Origin of the sequence: Nostoc sp. C117 (assembly GCF_043099735.1) — a bacterium.
GTDB lineage: Bacteria > Cyanobacteriota > Cyanobacteriia > Cyanobacteriales > Nostocaceae > Nostoc.
This window is the reverse complement of record NZ_CP170991.1, coordinates 3,808,433-3,831,769: the sequence shown is the minus strand read 5'-3', so window position 1 is coordinate 3,831,769 and position 23,337 is coordinate 3,808,433. Positions and strand designations below refer to the sequence as shown.

The following is a 23,337-nucleotide window of genomic DNA, read 5'->3' as shown; positions in this document are numbered from 1 at the left end:
GTTGCACGAACTGGGACGTATCTACGCCAACAAAGGGGATGTGGATGAAGCGATCGCACTTTACAAGGAGTCTTTGGAAATATATGAGCGCATTGGTAATGTCCAAGGCAAAGCGGTGACATTGTACGAACTGGGACGTATCTACGCCGATAAAGGGGAAGTGGATGAAGCGATCGCACTTTTCAATCAATATTCGTGAACGTCGCAATGTTGTTCGGTTAAGGCAAAAGACGCGATGAATCGCCGTCTCTACAATAATCATTCCTTTGTAGAGACGGCGATTTATCGCGTCTTCGTGATTATGGGATTTATTTCATTAATAAATTTTGATAGCAATTCAGGTGAGAGAATCAGGATCTATACCGAGCGATCGCAACCGTTCTTGTAATAATTGAGCTTTTTGTTCTGCAAGTTGAGCTTTTTGTTCTGCAAGTTGAGCTTTTTGTTCTGCAAGTTGAGCTTTTTGTTGAGCAAGTTTTTTGTCTTCTTCTGGTGTTAAAAGCTTTTGTCCTTGGTGGTTATACCAATACATCCACTCGCGCGGAATGCCTAGATAAGTTCCTCGTTCTATGCCAATTCCTAAACCTATTTCTGGCAACCAAACTGGATTCCCATCATGTAATTCATAAGTATTGTTAACTAATTTATAAACTTCTAAATGTGGCTTACGGCGACGAAATGGGTTGTAAACTACATAATACAAAATCCCCAATCTTGCATATTCTGCTTTCTTGGTTGAGTACTCACCGCGATATGTCTGAGATACCACCTCCAGCACTAATAAGGGTAGTTTCTTCTCTTCCCAAAGAACGTAACTAGGGCGGAGGTTTTCATCATAAAATCGCTCTACGCCCAAACTCAAAAACCCATCTGGGACTATTGCTGGTAAATCTGGGTCATAATAAATACCCATATCTATACCAAAAAACCAATCCATGCGTTCTGCCCAAACCATCGCTAAAATAACTTTGAGTAAACCTGGAATTATATTTTGTAATTCGTTATCCACTGGGGTATCGTCAGAGTCTGGCAGTTCCTCGGATGAGGGCAAACAAGCTAATGGATCGTACTTTAGCATGATGGGTTTACCATTCCTCAGTTATTAGTGCATCTTTATTTTATGAATTAATTTTGATAGCAATTCACCACATCCTAATTTTATTTGTAAACATCAAGAGCATCAGAACCCCGACTTCTTAAAAAAGTCGGGGTTCTTTTGCTAATTGGATATTAATTTTCCACTTGTTTGAGCTTTTGAAAAATTTCATCAAGTGGTGATTCAGAACCCTCAGGACAAAATTCTAAAGCAAGTCTAACTTTTCCTTTTTTCCATCCCTGAGTACTAAATTGCAGAACTTCACAATTTAATCCTTGGGTATACAAATTTACTTCATCTGTATCTTCTGCGCCAATATATTCCTTAATTGCTGTAATCAAATCACGGACTTTAAAAGTTTTCGCAATATTTAGCTTATTAAAAGTGTCTGGTTCTATAGACACAACTTCATCGTGATTTAGTCTCTCAAATCCATCTTCCATAAACATCTCCTGTGACTAAATCTATACTTTCCACAGATTTAGCAGTTCATCCGAAATAAAATAATGATTTTATAGATTTAGTGGTTCTAATAAGTTATGAGTTACGAGTGCTAAGTGATGAGTAAAAACTACTTAACACTTAGCACTATTTTGGTGAGGTTTTTAGAAAAACCAACCATAAGAATGCAAACCTTTACCCAAAAGATTTACACCGAGATAGCAAACCCAGACAACAACAAAGCCACTTGCAGCTAAAATTGCGGGACGCCGCCCTTGCCAACCGCGAGTAATTCTGGCGTGGAGGTACGCTGCAAAAACTAACCAGGTAATTAATGCCCAAGTTTCTTTAGGGTCCCAACTCCAATAGGAACCCCAGGCTTCGTTAGCCCAAACCCCACCAGCAATGATGCCAATTGTCAATAGGGGAAATCCAAGTCCAATGATGCGATAGCTGATGTTGTCGAGGGTTTCGGCAAGGCTAAGGCGCTGGGGTGAAAGAGGTTCGGCAGATGCTACAGTTTGAGACTCAGGAACAGTTACTAAATTCAACACAGCGGTGTTAGCGTTACCGTTGCCGTTGCTAGTACTTTCAAAACGAGAAAAACCGTTATTTTCAGCAGAGGGGGCTGATGGTTGAGAAATTAGTTCAGCTGCTTTATTTAAGCGGTAGCCGTTGCTGCGATAGCCACCACTACCGATAGAATTGCCTTGTAGTTGGATGTTTTGACCGCGAGTGACAATCAGAAAAGCGATCGCTAACAATGCACCCACCATCAAAGCAGAATAACTCAGCATCATAACGCTGACATGCATCATCAGCCAATTTGACTTTAAAGCAGGTACTAGGGGTTCTGACAGTTGCATTTGAGATGGTAGTGTCAGAGTAGCAAAAGCAGCGATCGCCATTGCCACCGGAGCAGTAGCAACTCCGACTAAACGACTACGGCTACTATTTTCGGCAATTAGATGAACCGTGGTAATCCCCCAAGTTAAGAAAAATAGAGACTCATAGAGATTACTTAAGGGAAAGTAACCAGCTTCGATCCATCGTGCCCCTAGTAATGTAGCTATACACAAATTAGCGATCGCCATCCCAGCTGTCCCCAAAGCGGCTAGATAAGGCAGATTCGGAAAAGCCGCTCCTCCCCAATAAACCAGCATTGTCAGGAATAATATGCCAAAGGAGGCATTGTCCAGCCAGTTCTGGAGTACAACCAGATTCATAAAATGTTCTCTCCGTGGATGATTTAAAATATCGATTCAGACTGTTCTGATCCTATCTGGTTAAGAGGATAATAGGGAATGGGGCAAAACAGTTCCGAGTGCTGTTAGCGGATAGCTAATGTTTAGCCCGTGCTGAGTTAAGAGTTAGTATTATCTCCTCTGCCCCTCTGCCCCCCATCTCCCCATCCTCTTGTCCCTGTCACCTTTTCCTATCTTGTCGAGTTACTAACTTTTTTCAGTGTGATGAAAATATCGTAACGATTACTACGACTGTCGCTGACAGCAGATGTCATGCCAATTGAGCGGGTTGCATCTAGCAAAATTTGTTGATTGGGGATCAGAGTTGGTAAGGGAAAATTTTTCACCGTTTGTTCCACATCCAGGAAAAATTGTCCATTTGTTGGGTTAAGTTCTGTAGGAACTGTTTGTTGGAAAGGAAGAGTGCTAGCTAGTGTTTTGTTGGGTTTGGGAACAATTTTATCGGTGATAGGAGCGCCCACTACCAGAAAAGCCACATCTCCATCTAACCAGCCGTGGGTGGCGGTTAAGGTGCCATAAGGTGATATCCAGTTAACAACGGGTTGACCTGCGACTTTCCCCGGTTGGACTTGGAACTGGTATTGATTTTTCATCACTTCATCCAGCCGACTAATAGATGCTTCAGCTGATTTGCGTAGGCTTTGCCCACCGTAGGCATCGCTTGTCTGTACCATGAACAGCAAACCCGCCCGAAAATTATCTAGCGAACCTTCTTTGACAGTAGTAGGAATTACTGATAAGGAAAACTCACCTTTCATCCAACTGAGGAAATCCTTATCTAAATCGAGATCGGTAAGAGACTTTATACCACCTCGCAGCTGTTCTGGTGCGATCGGCGAGAGGGGATTTCCCTGAGATGTTAAAACATATTCTCCCCACAACCGCTGTAAGTTGCCGCCAGAGAGCATCATTAAGGTTTCTGCTGGTACGCGAGTTTGCATTTTTCCAGCTTTGTTTTCCACCGCCAACACACGTTGACTGTTAGGGTTGAGCCAAGAAATGCCTTTTAAGCGGATTCCTTCTGACTCTAAGGTCATTGTCCCGGCTAAGCCTTGGTTATTTTGTAGTTGAGCTAAAACTTGAGCAGGTAAAGGACGGTTTGGAGAAGCAGCCGCTATTTTCGCTGCTGTTGGTATATTGACGTAAAACTGGCCAAAGGGTTGGTTTTGGGCAATTTTCGGGAAATTTTCTCCAAAGCCTCCTGTTGTGGCTAGCGATGTTTTACTTTTGTAGGCATCGATCGCTCTTTCTGTGGCTTTGGGACTATCAGTTATGACTAGGAAACGCCCATCTAGCAATGTTGCAGAAAAGTTTTCCCCTGCTTGTCCCTGATTTTGTTTGATGGCGATTCCTTCATAAGTGCGATCGACCCATTTGCCTTGTTCCAGGGTTTTGGGTTGTGCGAAGACATTTTTGGCGATTTCGGGGTTTTTGATTGGCAATACCATTACCATTGACTGCTGATCCCTAGCAGCATCTTCATCAGTGGTAACTGGTTTAGGTGCAGGTTTATTGACTATTTCTGGGGCAAGAATGGCGATTGTAACGTTATTACCTACCCAAGGAGCAATATCTTTCTCAAAGTCGTAACCATTATTAGTCAGAAAGCGATCGCGCAATTGGACTAAATTTTTATCTAGTTCTACTTGGGTTTCTTTTGTTCCAAACCCCCGTAATTTCTGCCACTGCTGCGGATCTGTTGTTAAGGAAACCGCAAACAGAGCATCACCAGGAATAATATTTGCACCTACTAGCAAATCGCTCTCAGATGGTTGTCTTTGGGTTAACAACCAGTATCCTACACTCCCCACACCAATCAATAACCCAACAGAGGAGAGTCTCAGCGCCAGAGACGGTTTCTTAATTTTTTTCATGGAAACAGACACAAGAGGCGGTGCCATTGAAACCTATACCTCATATTTGCAAACTCATTACTTGCTTCATTGGTTCAGTCAACCAAAAAGTTTCTCGTTATCTAGGGCAGCTAAGCGCATAAATTTCTCCACTCTAGACATTAATAATATTTCCGCGATCGACCTTCCCTAAGGCTTCAACAATAATTAATTACCAATTCGTAATTAAACTAAGAGTCAGAGACCTGTAGGTTCTTGCAGTTACGGTTGTGGTTGAAATCCCCATCCGTAAGGTAATGACGAATTGTTAAAAGCAGTGTTTTAGTGGTTAGTTACCTTTTTTAACACGCTTTGTTGAATTTCGCAGGACACTTCCTTTGAAAGAATAACTCTGTGGAAAGTCTTCGATAGTTAAATGCATCATTTCAAGCATTTTGAGGATATACCTAAGTTGACAAAGCCGCAAGTCATTAACAACCTAAACTGCTTTGAAAGTGCCTTTACTGGTAGCGGGGCGTTTAGCCCATGCTGAATAAAAATACTAGTTCCCAGTCTGTACCGCAACTCAAATATGTTGTTAATTTCTAATTTTTAGAAATTGGCCTCGGTACTTAGCTGCATAGACCCCAAATATTTGGTTAAATAAGGCGAAAAAACTTCATAAATTAAGGTTAGTGGCTGTCCATGATGCCAAAACAAGTAGTGGCGACCCCAAAAAGGTCCAGTTACATCAAAACCCGACTGTAGCGCCGATGAATCACCATAGTAAATTCCTCGCACATCACGATACAACTCTGTGCGGAGACGAGCTAAACTCGCCCAGATTGGTAATGAGCGATTTTGCAAATACTCATCTACATGGCTGGCTTCCCACCAGGAAGTGGCATAGGCTAATCGCTGACCAGAAGCGGTACGCAGCCACACTTGTCGCCTTAGTCGTGGACCTGGGACAGCTTGAATTAAATCAGGCGCACCGTCCAAGTCTGTGCCAATTAATGACATATCAATGACATCTACTTCTGTAGGTTCACCTGTAAGTAATTGTAAGTGACGTGTTGGCGATCCGTCGCCTAAAAGTAGTAGTTGCCAAGCTGGTGCAAGCTGAGTGTGAGGCAAACTTTGTTGAATTACTTCCTCTCCTGCTTGCCAAATCGGAGTCAGCCGATGCCAAGCTGCTGGCAGTGTTAAGTTGTTAGTCGGCGTAAAAGTAATAGTCAATGTTTTTTACAAAACTTTACCTATCTCTATAAAAGCATAAAAAACCAGAGCTAGGTTCAGATTTAAGGGTCAACAGATGTTGGTTTTTAAATTTTGGATTGACCCCATCAATAAACGGATGAAGCTCAAAGATTTTAAATTTTGGATTTGTGTCGCCCACAAGAGATGTTAGCGTAGCAGAATGTTAGTCCGGCATAAACCAAAACATTCTAAAATCTAAAATTGTTAGGGTCAATAGTCTCAGGTTTTTTGACCTTTTGACTATTGACCCTTGACTAAAATAATGCGGATGGCGAGACTCGAACTCGCAAGGGCATTGCCCACACGCACCTCAAGCGTGCGCGTATACCAATTCCGCCACATCCGCACAGGTTGTCTAAAGATAGACTATAGCATAAGAAAATAATTATAGTAAGGTGAGTTCTGAATTCCAGTTTAGAAAAATTTAAGTGTAGGGTTTTAGAAATTTCCTCAAGGCGGTATCAGACTGACAGAAATGTAGCAGATGCATAAGTGATATTAAAAAGGGTAGAGCTATTGTAGGAGACACGCTAGGCCATAAAAGATGCCGTTGAGAGGAGAATGCCTTTTGAAGCTCAGAAAGCTCATACGAGATCGCCAAAAACTAATTCGGGAAACTGGCCAAGACTTGCAGCAGCAATGTTGCTAGTCTAGTTAAGACCCGTAGAGGCAGCAAGCCCAATCCTTGACTGTGCTGAAGATAAAGCTTGTGAATCTCCTGTCATAATTTGAAATAACGCCAAAGCGTTGTTGCAAATCAGATGGGAGCAAATGTCAATCTACTGGTACTAATATCGAAACTCTAAAATGAAGTTTGACAAAATATTAATTGCCAATCGGGGAGAAATCGCCCTTCGCATTCTCCGCGCCTGTGAAGAAATGGGAATTGCCACAGTTGCGGTTCACTCTACTGTCGATCGTAACGCTCTCCACGTTCAACTTGCTGACGAAGCGGTTTGCATTGGCGAACCTGCTAGCAGTAAAAGTTATTTGAATATTCCCAATATTATTGCTGCGGCATTGACGCGCAATGCCACTGCGATTCATCCAGGTTATGGCTTTTTGGCAGAAAATGCTAAATTTGCAGAAATTTGTGCCGCCCATGATATTGCCTTTATCGGACCAACTCCAGAAGCTATCAGGCTGATGGGGGATAAATCCACTGCCAAAGAAACTATGACCAAAGCTGGAGTACCGACAGTACCAGGTAGTAATGGGTTGGTAGAATCCGAGCAAGAAGGATTAGAATTCGCCAAGGATATCGGCTATCCGGTGATGATTAAAGCTACAGCGGGTGGCGGTGGACGGGGTATGCGCCTAGTCCGTTCTGAAGATGAGTTTGTCAAACTTTTCCTAGCAGCCCAAGGGGAAGCAGGAGCGGCTTTTGGAAATTCTGGCGTTTATATAGAAAAATTTATTGAACGTCCCCGACACATTGAATTTCAAATTTTGGCGGATAACTACGGCAATGTTATCCACTTAGGTGAACGTGATTGCTCAATTCAGCGCCGGAATCAAAAGCTTCTGGAAGAAGCTCCTAGCCCTGCTCTGGATTCAGAACTCCGTGAGAAAATGGGACAAGCTGCGGTGAAAGCTGCCCAATTCATTAACTACACTGGGGCGGGTACTATTGAGTTTCTCTTGGATAAATCCGGTAAATTTTACTTTATGGAAATGAACACCCGGATTCAAGTCGAACATCCGGTAACAGAGATGATTACTGGAGTAGACTTGGTTGCGGAACAAATCCGCATTGCTCAAGGCGAAAGACTCAAGCTTACCCAAGACCAAGTAATTTTAAGGGGTCATGCGATCGAATGCCGCATCAACGCTGAAGATCCAGATCATGATTTTCGCCCATCTCCTGGACGGATCAGCGGCTATCTCCCTCCTGGAGGTCCTGGTGTTCGCATTGATTCTCACGTTTACACAGATTACCAAATTCCGCCCTACTACGATTCCTTAATTGGCAAATTAATTGTTTGGGCACCAGACCGACCCACTGCTATTAACCGCATGAAACGCGCATTACGGGAATGTGCCATTACGGGATTACCCACTACTATCGGGTTTCATCAAAAAATCATGGAAACTCCACAGTTTTTGGAGGGTAATGTCTATACAAGTTTTGTGCAAGAGATGAAGGGGTAGGGGATGGGGAGACTTGTACTGAGTTTCGACTACGCGGAAATCGAGCGTTCGCGTAGCGTCTCCGTTAGAAGAAGTCGAGATTCAACTACCGCAAAGCCGAAGTAGCCGAAGTATGAGGGGGATAAGGGAGATGAGCGAGACAAGGGGACAAGGAGATAAACAAAACTCTTAACTCAGCACGGGCTAAACCTTAGCTATCCGCTAACAGAACTGTTTTGTCCCGCCCCATCCTTAATTTACACGAGCCAGCATAGTCAGTAATCCTTGCTGGCCTAAAAGAATTTCTCGTACTAGGCTGAAGATACCAACCCAAATAATCGGGGTAATATCTACTCCGCCTATTGGTGAGACTAGCTTTCGCAAAGGGATTAAAAATGGCTCAGTAGGCCAAGCTATTAAATTAAAGGGCAAACGATTCAGATTCACTTGGGGATACCAAGTGAGAATGATGCGAAATATAAATAAAAATGTCATTAGTCCCAACACAGGGCCGAGAATCCAAGCAGTCAGGTCAACACCATTCATCAGTTTAAACAAGTATCTGTGAATAAAGAAAACATTTGAGCGATCGCCAAAAAATTTGAAGCTTTGTAAAGCACTCTCATTACAATTTTATTTCAATACAGAGTAAGTCAGCACTGAATTTACTCAGCACACTTGAGAAAGAGCAATTACTAAGTTTGACAGTTCCCCCTGGAGGCTTCTCAAGAAAGTAATACACTATTAAAATTAGGATGAAGTCTGTAAAAAAAGGTTGAGAAGTATGACACCTGCTTTAGCAAATTTTCTTTGGAGTCTGTTTTGGGGTGGTTTAATTGTTGTGGTACCCGCTACAGTTGGTCTGATTTTCATTAGCCAAAAAGATAAAATCCAGCGTTCATAATGCTTAGGAGAGTCAAGTAGACTCATAAGTTGTGATTGTCTAACTGATGACTGTTGACTGATATTTTCCCCGTCAACAGTGAAACGTTAACGTCAAATCCCGTCCCCTTTTACGGGTAGGATGAGCTTATTTTTCGGTGAACAGCTTCAGAGCTTCTTTGTCAGAGGCTTTGAAGCTTCAATATATGATGACTAATTAGAGTAGTGATTTTAATTGTGACTCGCTAACATAGATTTGATATTGGGAAAACAGCAATGATAAATTTTGGGCTGAACTCAGCCAGTGTTCTGGCTCAGGTAAATTTTGGGGCAAACTCAGCCAGTATTCTAGGAATTTTCCTGGCTGTGGCTGGGGCAGCACTGTATTTTCTTCGCACTGTGCGGCCGGAATTGTCACGAGATCAAGATATCTTTTTTGCGGCAGTAGGTTTGCTCTGCGGCTTTATTCTCGTCTTTCAAGGATGGCGGCTAGACCCGATTTTACAATTTGGTCAACTGCTTTTAGTCGGCACAACTGTGTTTTTTGCAGTTGAAAGTATTCGTCTGCGAAGTATAGCTACTCAGCAAGCTAAGCGCAATACTCCTATTGTGGATGATGAGCGAGAGGTCAGCGGAAATTATTCAATGAACCGCAATCGCAAGAAGTATCAAGCTGATATGGAGGCAGATTTAGAGCCCCTGCCTTATGAAGACGAAGAAGAACGCCCCCCCCGTGCCCGGATTCGCGGTAGCAGAGATGAAATTTCAACTCGTGATGACTACTACCAGGATCAACCTCCCCGTAGTTCACAACGCCGTAATACTAATAACGAAAGGCCTAGTTCCGGTGATAGAATGCGGCGGCGTAATTCGGGGCGTCCTGTGAGTCGTCCTTATGAAAGCTTTGAAGAAGAAAATTGGGGTTCTTCATCTAGGGAAGTTGATGATTGGGAAAGTTCGGGTGAGGAAGTGAGAAAACCATCTCGCCGCACTAATAACCAACCCCAGCGACCAGAAAGCCGTGAAGATGATGTTGCTCCCAGACCAAGAAGGCGTCGTCCACCCACTGATTCGGCTCCTCGAAGATCGCGTGAAGATGATGAGGCGATCCCAACTGAATATGTACCATATAATCCAATTGAAAATCCAAATGAGCGGCTAGATAATTCGACGGATTTTGATGACGATGTTTAAAACAGTTGGTGTAGAGGTAGGTTTAGAGGCGACGGAAAACATTTGAGGTGAAAAAATTTACGCCTAGATTCTGGCTCCAAAGACCAATTCATTGGAGCCTGGTTTTTGGTTTTACAAGTTTGCTTGTATCTTGTGGTTCTAATGATATTCCCATAGGGCCTACTTCCCTCAACAGTCGCTACACCGAAGAGCAACCTGCTTTGAGTGGTAATGGGCGCTTTTTAGCGTTTGTATCTAATCGCAATGGTAATCAACAACTACTGGTGTACGATTTGGAGAGACAACTATTTATTTCTACACCAGGTATAAACCGTCAGGAAACTATTGCTGAAAGTCCTAGCTTGAGTTATACCGGGCGTTACATTGCTTATATTACTAGCGACCAAGGTAGACCGGTAGTAGCGCTTTACGATCGCGCTACGCAACAATCCCAAATCCTCACACCAATCTATCGAGGCTGGGTGAGAAAACCAAATATCAGTCCAGATGGACGTTATATTGTCTTTGAAAGCGCCAGCCGTGGTCAGTGGGATATTGAAGTCCTAGATCGAGGACCGAATATAGAGTTAGATATTCCTAATGGTGCAACTGTCGGTTCACCTCCGTAGGGGAGATGAGGGAGTGTGAGAAGATGAGGGAGTGTGGGGAGATGAGAGAGCAGAGGGGCAGAGGAGATAATACCAACTCCTAACTCAGCATGGGCTAAACCTTAGCTATCCGGTAACAGCACTCTCAATGCCCAATGCCCACTTGCCCTGAGCGACTCGTGCCGAGCGGACTTGTACTGAGTTTCAACTACGCTCAACTACCACAAAGCCGAAGTAGCCGAAGTAGCCGAGGTAAGTCGAAAGGATGCCCAATTATTATGAAACGAATTCTTTATATACCTGTATTTATCTGCTTAAGTTTATTGACTGGGTGTTTTGGCTACCCTCGGATTTTGAATTATCCTTTTGATCCTGGGGGGCGCAGTCTCAACAGTCTTGCTTCAGAATTAGATCCCCAAATATCTGGAAGATACATCGTTTTTGTGACTGACCGACGGGGTAGCCAAGATGTTTATATGTTTGATACGGTAACTAGTAATTTGGTTGATTTACCTGGCTTAAATTCCTTTGATACGATCGCCAATCATCCTAGTGTTTCCCAAGATGGTCGTTATGTGGTATTCGCAGCTAATCGCCAAGGGCGATCGGCTATTTTTCTCTACGACCGAGAAACGCGCCAATCACGCAATTTTACTTCTAATCTGCAAGCGGAAGTCCGCAACCCTACAATTAGTGCTGATGGTAGTAGGATTGCTTTTGAGTCCAGTAATAACGGGCAGTGGGATGTTTTAGTATATGACCGTTATGGACAACCGTTGAATATACCTCAGGAACCGCGTTAGATATGGGATTGGGGATTGTGGATTGGGAGTGTGGGAAGGATAGGAAGCTTTTTATAACTCCCCTCACTACCCCCACCCCCAACCCCCACCCCCAATACTCCCTCATTTCCCCAGTCCCTAGTCCCTAGTCCCTAGTCCCTCTTCTTGTTGCACAGATTCAATGAGCGATCGCACCTGTTTCGTGCCTTCTGAAGCTTCAAATGATAGGGGAAACTTCCCCCTAAGGAGCATTCGTAACCCTAAAGGTGCAAGACTAAGTAATCCTTTGAGATCGCGAAAATAATTACCGACTACTTGTAAACCAAATTGACGTTCATCAATCCAACCACCTTCTTTGACTAAATCAACCAATACTTTCCGGTGGCGAATTGAGCGACTCTCACTAGCTTGTTTTTCGGTGAGAATTTCTTGTTTAATTTTGGTGATTTGTTCTAGTGGTGCCACTTCCATTGGACAAACGGAATCGCAGTACAAACAACGGGTACAACCCCACACGCCTTTAGTCTCTTCGTTGTAGGTTGCTAAACGATTTTCGGTGTCGCCATCGCGGGAGTCTGCTAACATACGATAAGCTTTCGCAAGGGCATGAGGCCCTACAAAGTCTGGATTAACTTCGCGGGCATTGCATTCCGAGTAACAAGCACCGCACATAATACAGTTACCAGTTTGATCGAGGCGCGATCGCTCTTCTGGTGTTTGCAAAAACTCTCTTTCTGGTATTTGTCTTGCTGCGGTACTCACATAAGGAGCAACTGAGTCTAGATTGTTCCAGAAACTGCTCATATCTACAACCAAATCTTTAATCACAGGCATATTACCAAGAGGGGCGATCGTGATTTCCGGAATGGCATTTACTTTACTTTTGGATGATGCTATTTGTTGTAATCTGGCAAGTTCACTACCAACATTTTCCTTACAAGCTAAAGCCGAACGTCCATTGATTCGCATAGCACAACTACCACAAATAGTATTGCGGCAATTTTTGCGAAATGCCAAACTTCCATCTTGTTCCCACTTAATATGATTAAGGCAATCTAGAATTGTATTACTTGCTTGAGCCTCCACAAGATAGCTTTGCGCCACAGGAGAGGAATTTTTTTGCTGTCGAATGACCTTAAAAATAACTTCCATTGCTTCTAACCAAATTTTAAAATTGCTTCACCTGGCTCGAAAATCATCAGTTAAGGCAGCTAGTTGCCAAAAGTGAGCTATACTCTTTTTCCCCTTAATTCAAAGCCTGATGTTAATAAGCTGACGATGAAAGAGCTACTGATTCTAGTTTAAGGCTAACCATTAAAGTTTTAGTTGTAACACAGTCATAGACGATATTCACGTCAATCTTTCAGCTAAAACACCAAAATTATCATCGCAGCTTTACATTGAATTTACCTCTTTGGAAGTGTCAAGGAAAGGTAATTTGCCCAGAGAGTGACTTATGTTAATCTCCTACCTAGCAATAAGATCCAAGTTAAATGTATGTTAGCTTCTGTGAGAGCAACTGGCTCTCAAAATCCATCAAACAGTACCGAAGGTAAAATATTTTGATTATATATGAAGTATGAAAGCAGGTGTTCAATAGCTGCTGACAATCAAGCGCGAGGCATATATTAAGAGATTTATTCTTCCCATAGACAGACGTGGAGAATCCTCTGACCACTTTTTACCTGACGGTAATAAACCAACGAAAAATCCTCACCAGTTTCCAATAAAAGTTCTTGCACCGGAAAACCTCTACATGCGAGACTTTTTGCTTTTTACCTCCTCTGAATCAAGAAAATCTGAGATTTCACTCATTGGTCAAAACTGCTCGTCTAAATTAGATAAATTTTTATAAAAGTCATAGAGCAATACTCACGCTTGCAATCATGGGTTAGGAAAATCCTCACTGCTTTTTCCTTGCTAAAGTCCAGTAATTTAAATAAAAATTTACTAGCAAGTTTAATTCAAAATTAAACAAATATTTTGCTATTATTAGTCCATGCTAGTATTTAATATAAAATTACGAAGTAACAAAAGCAGAATCAATAGCCGTATCAGCGCGGCTAACACTGCTTTGTTGATTCGTAATGTAGAGACAAGAAAATTCGCGTCTCTACTCGCAGGACAAAGGGTGTATACCCATAGGACTCTATTGAAATACTATGCTGTCCTAAACTGGAAAGAATGAGTAGAGAAAACTCTACTTATCTCATTTGCAAGAAAGGCAAGCGCTAAAAGTGAAAAATCTGCAATTTATTGGCTCTACGACTTATTTGTAGTAGAACCTAGCCAATTTGTAAAGGTGGCTGAAAATTACACCGCTACAGTAGCACCAAAAGAGAAAATGGTTTCGTTTTTGATGGCGAATAATGGTTAAAAGTGCCGTAAAATCACTAAAATTAATTTATTTGGCAACTATAACCTCTAAATAGGTTGTGAACAACCATAATAGAAGTGCTTTTGGCTCCTATCAGCAGCAATTCACGGGTAACACTAGAGTCCTAAGTAGCTTTATGCAAATGCTAAAAAGCGGAATACTGGCATGAAACTACATCGTTTATCAGTTTGGAGAGAGTAAGGAAAATTTGAGCATAATGAGTGAAACTGCAACCGCGCCATTAACTGGAAAATCATTACTTGCTAAAGTAAAAGAGCTTTCCACTTTGCCACGTCGAGAAAGAGCCAAACAGTGCGGCTATTACACTGTTACTAAGAATAACCAGGTTCGCGTCAATCTCACCGATTTTTATGATGCTTTGCTATCGGCTAGAGGAATTCCTCTAAGTCCAGAAGCACCAAAAGATGGTCGTGGTCGTGAACCGACATATCGCGTTAGTGTCCATCAAAATGGTCAGATTGTGATTGGTGCCACATATACCAAAGCTATGGGCTTAAAAGCTGGAGATGAGTTTGAAATTAGACTGGGATACAAGCATATTCATCTGATTCAACTCGGTGAAAGTGATAAAAAACTAACCTCACCAGATATAGATTCTGAGGACGAATCGGACGAAGATTTGGAAGACGAAGAGTAAATTTGCTGATGGTAGGGATAAGTTTCGGGTAAATGCTTGATAACTTGTCCTTATCCGGACAGCAAATTAGTAGCTCTATTTACAATGATTTTGTCCAAGTAAAAAATACGATCAGACCCCTTGCAAAAGTCAGTAAATTTAGTAGAGTCTTGATTCATCAGCAGGAAATCTATAGTGCAAGAAGTCTATCGTGTTTTTTCGTTTGGTTTGACAAACTTTTTTGAACCTTTGGTCAACGCCTTACTGGCATTTATGAAAAATGCACCATCACTAGTTGTAGTGATGGTATTCCTAATTTGTTGGGTAGGGTGTTGGTTACCAGTGGCAACAGTATTAGCAATATTGCTCAATTGGCAACCGACAAAACCTTTGCAGCCAGAGCAAAAGACACCGTTATTGGTGTCACTTTACCTGTTAGCTCCCCTGATTCTCTGGGGAGTTGGTTGGTTAGTCAATAGGTCTTTTTTAGATTACGGCTTCGTTAGCAATTTTTCAATTCTAAAATCTTTAGCACTAGGTTTCGCTTTGGGAGTGCTGAGCTTAGCTATTGTATTTAGTGGGCAATTTGGATTAGGTTGGTGTTCTTTTCAAAACTTGCATATTAAGTTACTACTACCCATCTTGCTACCGATTTTCTTCATAGCGTTGTTAGTTGGTGGTATAGAAGAGTTAATTTTTCGGGGTTTTTTGTTGACTGAATTAGCCCAAGATTATCCGGTTTGGCTAGCAGCAGTAATTTCCAGCTTTATTTTTGCCTTTTTACACCTCGTTTGGGAGCAACGCGAAAGTTTACCCCAACTCCCTGGATTGTGGCTGATGGGAATGGTGTTGGTGTTAGCACGTTTGGTCTCTAGTGGTAATTTGGGTTTAGCTTGGGGACTTCATGCGGGATGGGTATGGGCGATCGCTACCATAGACACAGCAGAACTAATTACTTACACAGGTAAAGTCTCTGATTGGTTCACAGGTAAGAACAAAAAACCTCTAGCTGGTTTGGCGGGAATTATTTGTCTAGTGGGAACTGGAGCGATTATTTGGTTATTCTCTAAATATTTTTAATTTTGCGTTCAGGTGCAATATTTGAAAGGGACAAAAAACGAACTTTTTCAGGGACTATTAATGCTTTGTTTATTAGCATCACTCCCAACTTGCATATAAAAGTCAGAAAAAAGTTCACCCTTATACTTCGTTCCTCACAAAACCTATCGTTGACAAATGGGTTTTAACCTTAAGTTGACACCAATGGCAGGATGCCTACCCCACAAGAGATGATTTTTTATGAAGAAGGGGAAGGGGGACTGGGGTTGGGGGAAAGGTAAAAACCGTACTTCGTCTGGCTACACGTTAACGCCTGCAAGTGGCGCAACAATCATCATCCCTTTCCCCTTTCCCCTTTAACCTTTTCCCTTTTATTGTGGGGTAGTAGTGGAGATTAGTTACCCAATCCAAAATATTTAGCTCCCAAAGCCAGGGATTAAACGCTTGAGGGCGCGATCGACAACATCGCCATAGCGTAATTCTCCACACATAATCTTACCCATGAGTTGAGGAGCAGAGGGGTGTTTAACACCAACTTTGTAGCCAATATTAGAAAATCGATAGAATGCTCCAGCTAATTTTTGCGCCCAAGCCATTTCAGTACCCAACTGTTCATTAATGGCTTCGCTATATTTTTCTAAAGCGTTAGTGTCACCAGAAAGTGCTTCATTAATGGTTGCAGCTGCAAGCAAACCGCTCAAAATTGAAGGGCGAATGCCTTCTGCTGTCATAGGATCAACCACACAAGCAGCTTCCCCAGCCAAAACTGCATTTTGGGTGTGTAGCTTTTGATTCCCATCCCAAATACATAGGGGATGACCATATTGCTTACTGGTTTTGAGATCTAAATTTAATGATTTGGCGTACTCATCCAAAATCTTTTTGAAGTCCTGGGGTTGACGGCCAATAAACGTCCCGACACCTATGGAATAACCGTCAGCTTTGGGAAAATTCCAGAGATAGCCGTTTTTGACCAAGCCAAACTCAAAATAAATTGTGGGGTTGTTTTCGATAATCCCAGGAACTTCTGCTTCCAAAGCCCCTGTGAGGAGACGTTTACGTTCCTTAAAACCTAGCCATTTGGCCATCGATCCTTTAGCACCATCAGCCGCAATTAAGTAGCGACCTGTAACTGGGGCGTTGGCTGTGTTAACTTGCCAATAGTCGCTTTGAAATTCAATACCAGTTACTTCAGTCTTGTCTTGTAGTTGCGCTCCTTGTTTTTGGGCTTGCTGGATTAGGAAATGGTCAAAAACATCCCGTCGCACCATCCAGACTGGTTCTTTAGTGGCAATTTTCGTTTCCACAGGGTCGCCCAATTTCCAGGTAAAGCGAAGGGAGTTTGCCTTTAAAGAAATCGCTGGGCTAAAGTCAAAGTCAAACCATTGAGCGATCGCTGGAGATACACCACCGCCACAAGGTTTATATCTTGGTAGCGATTCTTTTTCTAAAACTAATACTGAACGCCCCTGTTTGGCTAAATGATATGCAGCTGTTCCACCAGCTGGCCCAGCACCGACGATGATGCAGTCGTACATATGGCTGAATTGTTGCAATTCTCCTAAGTTTCCTAACTTAAATTTTGTTAAGCTCATCCCACCCCTAAAAGGGGATGGGATAACACGAAAGACGGTTGACGGTTGACTGTTAACAGTTAACAGTTAACACTTTAAACAGTTGTGATGTCTTTTTCTTTTTCTGCTAACAGTGCGTCTATTCTGGCGGTATGCTTATTTGTCAGTTTTTGTAGTTCGTCTTGCAGATCCCGTGCTTCATCTTCAGAAATTTCGGTGTTTTTTTCCTGTTTGCGAATCGAGTCTATAACATCACGACGAATATTACGAATAGCAACACGTCCCTCTTCAGCATACTTAGCAGCCATTTTGACGAATTCTTTCCGGCGATCGCTTGTTAAGGGCGGAATATTCAGGCGAATTACGGTACCATCGTTGCTGGGGGTTAAACCCACATCTGAAAGAGAAATTGCTTTCTCGATGATGTTTAAACTGCTGCGGTCGTAAGGTTGAATCAGAATTGTCGAGGCATCTGGCGTGCTAATATTTGCCAGTGATTTTAGGGATGTAGGCGAACCGTAATAGTCCACTAAGACTTTATCTAATAAACTCGCATTGGCGCGACCAGTGCGAATCGTGTTAAAAGCTCGTTGAGTTGACTCAACGGTTTTTTGCATCGTACTCTCAGCTTCAGCTAATTTCACAAGAACCTCCCACAAGAGTGCCTATGGATTCTCCCATGACTGCTCGGTGAATGTTACCTCTTACCGTTAAGTCAAATACTAAAATGGGAATATTGTTTTCTTTACACAAGGCGATCGCAGTACTATCCATTACCCGCAAATCTTGAGCCAAAACATGCGCGTAAGTGAGGCTGTTGTAACGCTTGGCGTCAGGATAAATATGGGGATCGGCATCGTACACTCCATCTACCTTGGTCGCTTTAAAAATCACTTCGGCATCAATTTCTGCGGCTCTTAATGCCGCAGTTGTATCTGTAGTAAAGAAGGGATTTCCAGAACCAGCACCAAAAATTACCACCCGACCTTTTTCAAGATGACGGATGGCACGACGACGGATATACGGTTCCGCTAATTCTTGCATGGCGATGGCACTTTGCACCCGCGTCTGCACTCCTATCTGCTCCAGCGAATCTTGTAGCGTCATGGCATTCATTACCGTGGCAATCATGCCTATGTAGTCAGCGGTTGCCCTGTCCATCCCCGCTGACGCTGCTTTGACGCCACGAAAAATATTGCCGCCGCCAACAACAATAGCAATTTGAGTCCCAGTGGCTATTACCTCTGCTATCTCTTGGCCTATTCCTTTGACCACTTCTGGATCAATGCCATAGCCCATGTTGCCCATTAAGGCTTCACCGCTCAGTTTGAGTAAAACCCGTCGGTAATTCGTTCCCATGAAGTTACGCTTTATCAAAAAAGTTGCAATTGCCTCCAATTTAAGATAACAGGTACAGGGACTATCTATGTCTAGTTACGCCAAATCAATGTAGTACCGATTGGTTCTGTTTGTGGTATTTGTATTTCTTGCCCTTGAAACAAAGAGGCGATCGCAGTTCTTAAATAATCTTCTCCCAGGGATGATGGGTCTTGGGGATGATTGTCGATTTGACCTTTATAGCGTACTACACCAGTACTATCTATTAAAAAAGCCATTGGTGTTTTCGTAGCCCCAAAACTGCGGGTCACATCTTGAGTTGGGTCCCACAAGTAAGGGAAGTTCAACTGGTGACGCTGGGCAAAAGCTTTCATATTTTCAAAGTTTAAGCCTGATTCGTGATGCTCATTACTGCCATTCATACCAATTAGGGTGAAGCTTTCTGGGGCAAATTCGGCTTGAAGGTTTTTAAGTCTGTCTAAATACCACTCTACATAAGGACAGTGGTTACATATAAAAACGACGGCGACTGCACGGAACTTCTCAAGATAACGCCTGAGATGGTGTACTTGACCATCAATTCCTGGCAGTTCAAAATCTGGTGCGTAACTCCCAATAGGAGTATCAATTGCTTCTAATATATTCATCTTTTCTGGCTCGCAGAACTAGGAACAAGAAAAATATTGTTAAATTCAGCGTCAGTTTCCAGTTGCAAACCACCCCTTAGCCGATGCCTCATGTTCAACAATTTTAGAAACTTGGATTGGCGATCGTAAATTGTAAAACTACTGAATCTAAAACTGATGTTAACTCCATCACCTCGATAATGGCATCTGGAAAGTTTTTGCATATCTGATGACTGTATATTTTCTTCGTAATAATAGGCAACATTACTACAAGTAAGTCGGTGCAAAGAAATCAAATTATGTTACGAAACCTAAATAGGCTTAAAACCCTTGCCAATAAACAATGACAGTCTTAGCCAGTGAGCTTGAATTGTGCCGATTGACTTGTGTAAAGTATCCTTGTTGGCATAGATATCAAAGCTCAAGAATAGCAAAAATACTATAAATCTGTGCCAATATAGCGAGAATGTGAGTCACATCAAGGAATTTGTGGTTCATAATACTGAGATAATCTAATTTGTGAGTCGATCGCTTTTATCAACAAGATGAAAACTCCCTGTACGAGATAAGACTATTGGCATAATGCTAGTGTTGGATGCTTAGAAGCTTTCGTGGTGTATGTCTAAGTTATCACCAGAGTAAATCAATTAGTTTTAAAATCTGATAAATTTTACGCAAAATCAAAACAGTTTTGCTCAATGTGGCTGCTGAAAGTCTTTTACCATTGTGTTCATCAAATTTCCCCATGACAACCTCAAGTTCAAAAACAGCACTTACCTCTACAAAAACTTGGATTTGGCAAGGTTTCCCTATCTGCTATCAAAGTCAAGGAACCACTGGGCCAGCTGTTGTTCTGGTGCATGGATTTGGGGCTTCTTGGTGGCATTGGCGAAAAAATATTCCTGTATTAGCAGAAAATTGCCGTGTTTATGCGATCGATTTGATTGGTTTTGGTGGTTCAGCCAAACCTAAACCTGGCGAACAAATTACCTACACACTAGAAACCTGGGGAGAGCAATTAGCAGATTTTTGCCGCGAAGTAGTGGGTGAGCCAGCTTTTTTAGTTGGAAATTCTATTGGCTGTATTGTAGCCATGCAAGCAGCAGTCAGCAAGCCAAATATTGCTTTAGGAGTTGCTTTGCTCAATTGTTCTTTACGATTGTTGCACGATCGCAAACGGGTAACTTTACCTTGGTCTCGTCGTTTCGGAGCGCCTGTGCTGCAACGCCTGTTATCTATCAAACCAGTTGGCGATTTCTTTTTCAATCAACTCGCCAAACCAAAAACAGTGAGGAAAATTCTGCTGCAAGCATACTCAAATCCTGAAATGGTGACAGATGAGTTGGTAGATATTCTCACAGCGCCAGCCAGCGATCTGGGTGCTGCTGCTGTGTTTCTAGCCTTTACTTCTTATTCTACAGGGCCACTACCAGAAGACCTTTTACCACTGCTAGACTGTCCGGCGATTATCTTGTGGGGAACAGACGACCCGTGGGAACCAATTAAATTAGGGAGAGAATTAGCTAATTTTCCCCAAGTAGAAAAGTTTATTCCTTTAGAGGGAGTAGGGCATTGTCCGCAGGATGAAGCGCCGGAGTTAGTCAATCCGATTTTACTCGATTGGATTTTGGAGCGATCGCGGTAATAGACTCGGCAAAATTAGAGACATAATTTCCATCAAACTGTCTGCGTTTTAAAACATTACTTTTTTCAACGCCAAGGGATATAAAGTTTTGCCAAATTTAATTTGCTATGAACTTATGGGAACCTGTAGTAACTGACTTAAGAAGAAGGCAAGCGCTGCACTACTCAAAGGAACTGTCAAATTGTCAATACCCAAAAATGAAACAGCCTCTAAAGCAGTAGCGATCAATGCAACTAACAGTGATACTGCCCAAATTTGCCAACTGTTTCCTTGAGTGCCAAATAAAATCAAACTGCTGATGAGATAGCTAACAAACATCATAGTCAGGGAGCCTTCCCAACTTTTTTCTGTCCCAAAGACTTTATACTTATGTGTACCAAAGCGCTTCCCAATTAAGGCTGCTAATCCATCTCCCCAAGTCATAATCAAAATTCCTAGTACTGCGTATTGAGGTTGTTCTAAGTACCAGAACCAGGCGACTAAAATACCGAAACTGAGAGAGTAAAAAAACGTCCCTAAACTTTGCCGCCCGACGCTATTAATACCAGGAAGAATGGGAAATTGGTAGGATAATAAGGTGATTATACTTGCTAAAATTGAGGCCGCAATGCCGACGCTAGGGGGAATATCTAGCCACCAAGCGAGTAGAATCACATTACCAGTGCCAATATGAACTATTTTGCGGATGATTTCTGGCTCGTCATTACCAAAGCGTTTTACCACCGATGCAATTAGGAGGATGAATAACACCCAAATTGCAGCCAACGCAATTTGTAGCCATAAAACCGGAATTGAGGTGAAGTCAGAAAATATAATCAACAAAGATACAACAATATGGAAATTTTTACCTCTATTACTAATTTATAAGATTTAGGTAACTCTCATGAAACTATTATTAATTTGGGTAATTCAGGGCTACCGAATGTTTATCTCGCCCTTGTTTCCCCCAAGTTGTCGTTTTCAACCAACTTGTTCGATGTATGCTATTGAAGCCATTGAACGATTTGGAGTATTGCGTGGTAGCTGGATGGCAACTTTGCGGATTTTACGCTGTCATCCGTTTCATCCCGGTGGTTACGATCCAGTGCCAGTATCAAAGGCAAAAAAGCAGAGGGGAAATAACTAATGCCCAATGCCTAAGCTATGAGAAGTGTTCGTCGGCATAGTCTTGTGGGGAGATGTCAACAGTTGAGGTTGTCATCTAGGTTGGGAAGGTTAAATAATTTAATTTAGATTTACCATGATTAATCCCACTGCAATTTCTATTCCAGAACCACAAATTCCTACTCCTAGTCCAAACCCCCTACCTAGCCCCAATCCTGAACGTAATCCGCTACCGAGTCCGGAACCTGTACCGGGTCCAGCGATTCCTCAACCCTTACCGGGACCAGTACCAGAAACAGTACCTGCTCCCATTCCTCAAACAGTTCCAGCACCAATTCCCCAAACCATACCGGAACCTGTTTGAATTACCTTGGTAATATAATCCAAAATCCAAAATCCAAAATGCTAAGAGCCGGAATTGTCGGACTTCCCAACGTCGGAAAATCTACTTTATTTAATGCTGTCGTTGCTAATGCCAAAGCAGAAGCAGCTAACTTCCCTTTTTGCACGATTGAACCGAATGTCGGCGTTGTCGCAGTACCGGATGAACGGTTAAATGTTCTTGCTAAGATTGCCAGTTCAGCGCAAATCATCCCGGCGCGGGTTGAATTTGTGGATATTGCCGGTTTAGTTAAAGGTGCAAGTCAGGGTGAGGGACTAGGTAATCAATTCCTGTCCCACATCCGGGAAGTTGATGCGATCGTCCATGTGGTACGTTGTTTTGAAAATGACGATATTATCCACGTTGCTGGTTCTGTTGACCCAGCGCGAGATATTGAAATCATTAATATAGAGTTGGGTTTATCAGATTTATCACAAATTGAGCGGCGAATTGACCGCACTCGTAAACAAGCTCGTACCAGCAAAGATGCACAGTTTGAAGTCTCAGTTTTAGAAAAATTAGCTGCGGCTCTAAATGAAGGTAAATCGGTGCGTCAGGTGAGCTTAAATGAAGAAGAAGCAGAGATTATTAAAGGACTGGAACTGCTAACTTATAAACCGATTATCTACGCTGCCAATGTATCTGAGGATGAGTTGGCAACTGGGAATCATTTTGTGGAAACAGTGCGGCAAATTGCGGCAACAGAAAATGCTCAAGTTGTCATAGTTTCGGCTCAAGTTGAAGCTGAATTAGTAGAATTACCAGAGTCAGATAAAGCTGATTTTCTCGCATCTTTGGGTGTGGAGGAAGGCGGTTTGAAGTCATTGATTCGGGCTACTTACAGTCTTTTAGGCTTGCGGACATATTTTACCTGCGGTCCAAAAGAAACTCGCGCTTGGACTATTAATGCCGGAATGTCTGCACCTCAAGCCGCTGGTGTAATCCACAGTGATTTTGAGCGGGGATTTATCCGCGCCGAAACAGTCGCCTATAAAGACTTGGTAACAACTGGTTCGATGAATGCTGCGAAGGAGAAAGGGTTGGTTCGCAGTGAAGGTAAAGAGTATATTGTGCAAGAAGCGGATGTGATGTTATTCCGATTTAATGTGTAGGGTGTAACTAATGG

General features: G+C 42.5%; 24 protein-coding genes and 1 tRNA gene. 12 read left to right on the top strand and 13 right to left on the bottom strand.

The window, feature by feature from the left end; all coding sequences use genetic code 11:
* Nucleotide 1: 1 nt before the first annotated feature.
* Nucleotides 2-199 carry a tetratricopeptide repeat protein gene (locus ACFG4S_RS16495; RefSeq protein WP_392535809.1) on the top strand — a complete coding sequence of 66 codons (198 nt, stop codon included), beginning with the start codon at nucleotides 2-4 and terminating at the stop codon, nucleotides 197-199.
* A 138-nt stretch (nucleotides 200-337) separates the two neighbouring features.
* On the opposite strand, the gene ACFG4S_RS16490 is transcribed toward ACFG4S_RS16495, so the two are convergent.
* The 6 genes from ACFG4S_RS16490 to ACFG4S_RS16465 form a co-directional block, all read right to left on the bottom strand.
* Nucleotides 338-1,078, bottom strand: coding sequence for a Uma2 family endonuclease (locus tag ACFG4S_RS16490; RefSeq protein ID WP_392535808.1), 741 nt, complete (start codon nucleotides 1,076-1,078; stop codon nucleotides 338-340).
* Between the two features lie 152 nt (nucleotides 1,079-1,230).
* Nucleotides 1,231-1,539 (bottom strand): KGK domain-containing protein, encoded by a 309-nt coding sequence (locus tag ACFG4S_RS16485; protein ID WP_392535807.1) that lies wholly within the window; start codon nucleotides 1,537-1,539, stop codon nucleotides 1,231-1,233.
* 162 nt (nucleotides 1,540-1,701) lie between these two features.
* Entirely contained in the window at nucleotides 1,702-2,763 is a 1,062-nt protein-coding gene (ccsB, locus tag ACFG4S_RS16480; protein WP_392535806.1) for a c-type cytochrome biogenesis protein CcsB, read from the bottom strand.
* A 209-nt stretch (nucleotides 2,764-2,972) separates the two neighbouring features.
* Nucleotides 2,973-4,703 (bottom strand): DUF3352 domain-containing protein, encoded by a 1,731-nt coding sequence (locus ACFG4S_RS16475; RefSeq protein ID WP_392535805.1) that lies wholly within the window; start codon nucleotides 4,701-4,703, stop codon nucleotides 2,973-2,975.
* Between the two features lie 543 nt (nucleotides 4,704-5,246).
* Nucleotides 5,247-5,873, bottom strand: a complete 627-nt coding sequence (locus ACFG4S_RS16470) for a chorismate lyase (protein WP_392535804.1) — start codon at nucleotides 5,871-5,873, stop codon at nucleotides 5,247-5,249.
* 284 nt (nucleotides 5,874-6,157) lie between these two features.
* Nucleotides 6,158-6,240: transfer RNA gene (locus ACFG4S_RS16465), tRNA-Leu, on the bottom strand.
* A gap of 461 nt (nucleotides 6,241-6,701) precedes the next feature.
* On the opposite strand from ACFG4S_RS16465, the gene accC reads away from it, so the two are divergent.
* On the top strand, nucleotides 6,702-8,045 hold the full coding sequence (accC, locus tag ACFG4S_RS16460) for an acetyl-CoA carboxylase biotin carboxylase subunit (protein WP_392535803.1): 1,344 nt from the start codon (nucleotides 6,702-6,704) through the stop codon (nucleotides 8,043-8,045).
* A gap of 231 nt (nucleotides 8,046-8,276) precedes the next feature.
* Here the strand turns inward: accC and ACFG4S_RS16455 are convergent, their stop codons facing one another.
* Entirely contained in the window at nucleotides 8,277-8,570 is a 294-nt protein-coding gene (locus ACFG4S_RS16455) for a YggT family protein (RefSeq protein ID WP_392535802.1), read from the bottom strand.
* 238 nt (nucleotides 8,571-8,808) lie between these two features.
* On the opposite strand from ACFG4S_RS16455, the gene psbX reads away from it, so the two are divergent.
* From psbX to ACFG4S_RS16435, 4 genes are all read left to right on the top strand, one after another.
* Nucleotides 8,809-8,928 carry a photosystem II reaction center protein PsbX gene (gene psbX, locus ACFG4S_RS16450; RefSeq protein ID WP_392535801.1) on the top strand — a complete coding sequence of 40 codons (120 nt, stop codon included), beginning with the start codon at nucleotides 8,809-8,811 and terminating at the stop codon, nucleotides 8,926-8,928.
* 254 nt (nucleotides 8,929-9,182) lie between these two features.
* Nucleotides 9,183-10,100 carry a Ycf66 family protein gene (locus tag ACFG4S_RS16445; RefSeq protein ID WP_392535800.1) on the top strand — a complete coding sequence of 306 codons (918 nt, stop codon included), beginning with the start codon at nucleotides 9,183-9,185 and terminating at the stop codon, nucleotides 10,098-10,100.
* 47 nt (nucleotides 10,101-10,147) lie between these two features.
* Complete coding sequence (locus ACFG4S_RS16440) at nucleotides 10,148-10,708, top strand: TolB family protein (protein WP_392535799.1); 561 nt, start codon at nucleotides 10,148-10,150, stop codon at nucleotides 10,706-10,708.
* Nucleotides 10,709-10,965: 257 nt separating this feature from the next.
* On the top strand, nucleotides 10,966-11,490 hold the full coding sequence (locus tag ACFG4S_RS16435; RefSeq protein ID WP_392535999.1) for a TolB family protein: 525 nt from the start codon (nucleotides 10,966-10,968) through the stop codon (nucleotides 11,488-11,490).
* Nucleotides 11,491-11,607: 117 nt separating this feature from the next.
* On the opposite strand, the gene ACFG4S_RS16430 is transcribed toward ACFG4S_RS16435, so the two are convergent.
* Complete coding sequence (locus ACFG4S_RS16430) at nucleotides 11,608-12,621, bottom strand: succinate dehydrogenase/fumarate reductase iron-sulfur subunit (protein ID WP_392535798.1); 1,014 nt, start codon at nucleotides 12,619-12,621, stop codon at nucleotides 11,608-11,610.
* Between the two features lie 1,442 nt (nucleotides 12,622-14,063).
* Here ACFG4S_RS16430 and ACFG4S_RS16425 point away from each other — a divergent pair.
* Complete coding sequence (locus ACFG4S_RS16425; RefSeq protein WP_392535797.1) at nucleotides 14,064-14,504, top strand: AbrB family transcriptional regulator; 441 nt, start codon at nucleotides 14,064-14,066, stop codon at nucleotides 14,502-14,504.
* A gap of 252 nt (nucleotides 14,505-14,756) precedes the next feature.
* On the top strand, nucleotides 14,757-15,563 hold the full coding sequence (locus tag ACFG4S_RS16420) for a CPBP family intramembrane glutamic endopeptidase (protein WP_392535998.1): 807 nt from the start codon (nucleotides 14,757-14,759) through the stop codon (nucleotides 15,561-15,563).
* A gap of 395 nt (nucleotides 15,564-15,958) precedes the next feature.
* Here the strand turns inward: ACFG4S_RS16420 and ACFG4S_RS16415 are convergent, their stop codons facing one another.
* The 4 genes from ACFG4S_RS16415 to ACFG4S_RS16400 form a co-directional block, all read right to left on the bottom strand.
* Nucleotides 15,959-17,080, bottom strand: coding sequence for a geranylgeranyl reductase family protein (locus ACFG4S_RS16415; RefSeq protein WP_392535997.1), 1,122 nt, complete (start codon nucleotides 17,078-17,080; stop codon nucleotides 15,959-15,961).
* A 131-nt stretch (nucleotides 17,081-17,211) separates the two neighbouring features.
* Nucleotides 17,212-17,760: a ribosome recycling factor gene (frr, locus tag ACFG4S_RS16410; RefSeq protein WP_392535796.1), complete on the bottom strand. Its 549-nt coding sequence runs from the start codon at nucleotides 17,758-17,760 to the stop codon at nucleotides 17,212-17,214.
* Complete coding sequence (pyrH, locus tag ACFG4S_RS16405; RefSeq protein WP_392535795.1) at nucleotides 17,747-18,475, bottom strand: UMP kinase; 729 nt, start codon at nucleotides 18,473-18,475, stop codon at nucleotides 17,747-17,749. Before pyrH ends, frr begins: the two co-directional genes overlap by 14 nt.
* Before the next feature lie 71 nt (nucleotides 18,476-18,546).
* Nucleotides 18,547-19,101 carry a thioredoxin family protein gene (locus ACFG4S_RS16400; RefSeq protein WP_392535794.1) on the bottom strand — a complete coding sequence of 185 codons (555 nt, stop codon included), beginning with the start codon at nucleotides 19,099-19,101 and terminating at the stop codon, nucleotides 18,547-18,549.
* Between the two features lie 724 nt (nucleotides 19,102-19,825).
* On the opposite strand from ACFG4S_RS16400, the gene ACFG4S_RS16395 reads away from it, so the two are divergent.
* Nucleotides 19,826-20,725: an alpha/beta fold hydrolase gene (locus ACFG4S_RS16395; RefSeq protein ID WP_392535793.1), complete on the top strand. Its 900-nt coding sequence runs from the start codon at nucleotides 19,826-19,828 to the stop codon at nucleotides 20,723-20,725.
* Nucleotides 20,726-20,830: 105 nt separating this feature from the next.
* On the opposite strand, the gene ACFG4S_RS16390 is transcribed toward ACFG4S_RS16395, so the two are convergent.
* Complete coding sequence (locus tag ACFG4S_RS16390; protein ID WP_392535792.1) at nucleotides 20,831-21,547, bottom strand: diacylglycerol/polyprenol kinase family protein; 717 nt, start codon at nucleotides 21,545-21,547, stop codon at nucleotides 20,831-20,833.
* A 61-nt stretch (nucleotides 21,548-21,608) separates the two neighbouring features.
* On the opposite strand from ACFG4S_RS16390, the gene yidD reads away from it, so the two are divergent.
* From yidD to ychF, 3 genes are all read left to right on the top strand, one after another.
* Nucleotides 21,609-21,851, top strand: a complete 243-nt coding sequence (gene yidD, locus ACFG4S_RS16385; protein WP_392535791.1) for a membrane protein insertion efficiency factor YidD — start codon at nucleotides 21,609-21,611, stop codon at nucleotides 21,849-21,851.
* A gap of 114 nt (nucleotides 21,852-21,965) precedes the next feature.
* A complete protein-coding gene (locus ACFG4S_RS16380; RefSeq protein ID WP_392535790.1) occupies nucleotides 21,966-22,193 on the top strand; it encodes a hypothetical protein in 228 nt (75 codons plus the stop codon).
* Nucleotides 22,194-22,231: 38 nt separating this feature from the next.
* Nucleotides 22,232-23,323, top strand: a complete 1,092-nt coding sequence (gene ychF, locus ACFG4S_RS16375) for a redox-regulated ATPase YchF (protein WP_392535789.1) — start codon at nucleotides 22,232-22,234, stop codon at nucleotides 23,321-23,323.
* The last annotated feature ends 14 nt before the right edge of the window (nucleotides 23,324-23,337 follow it).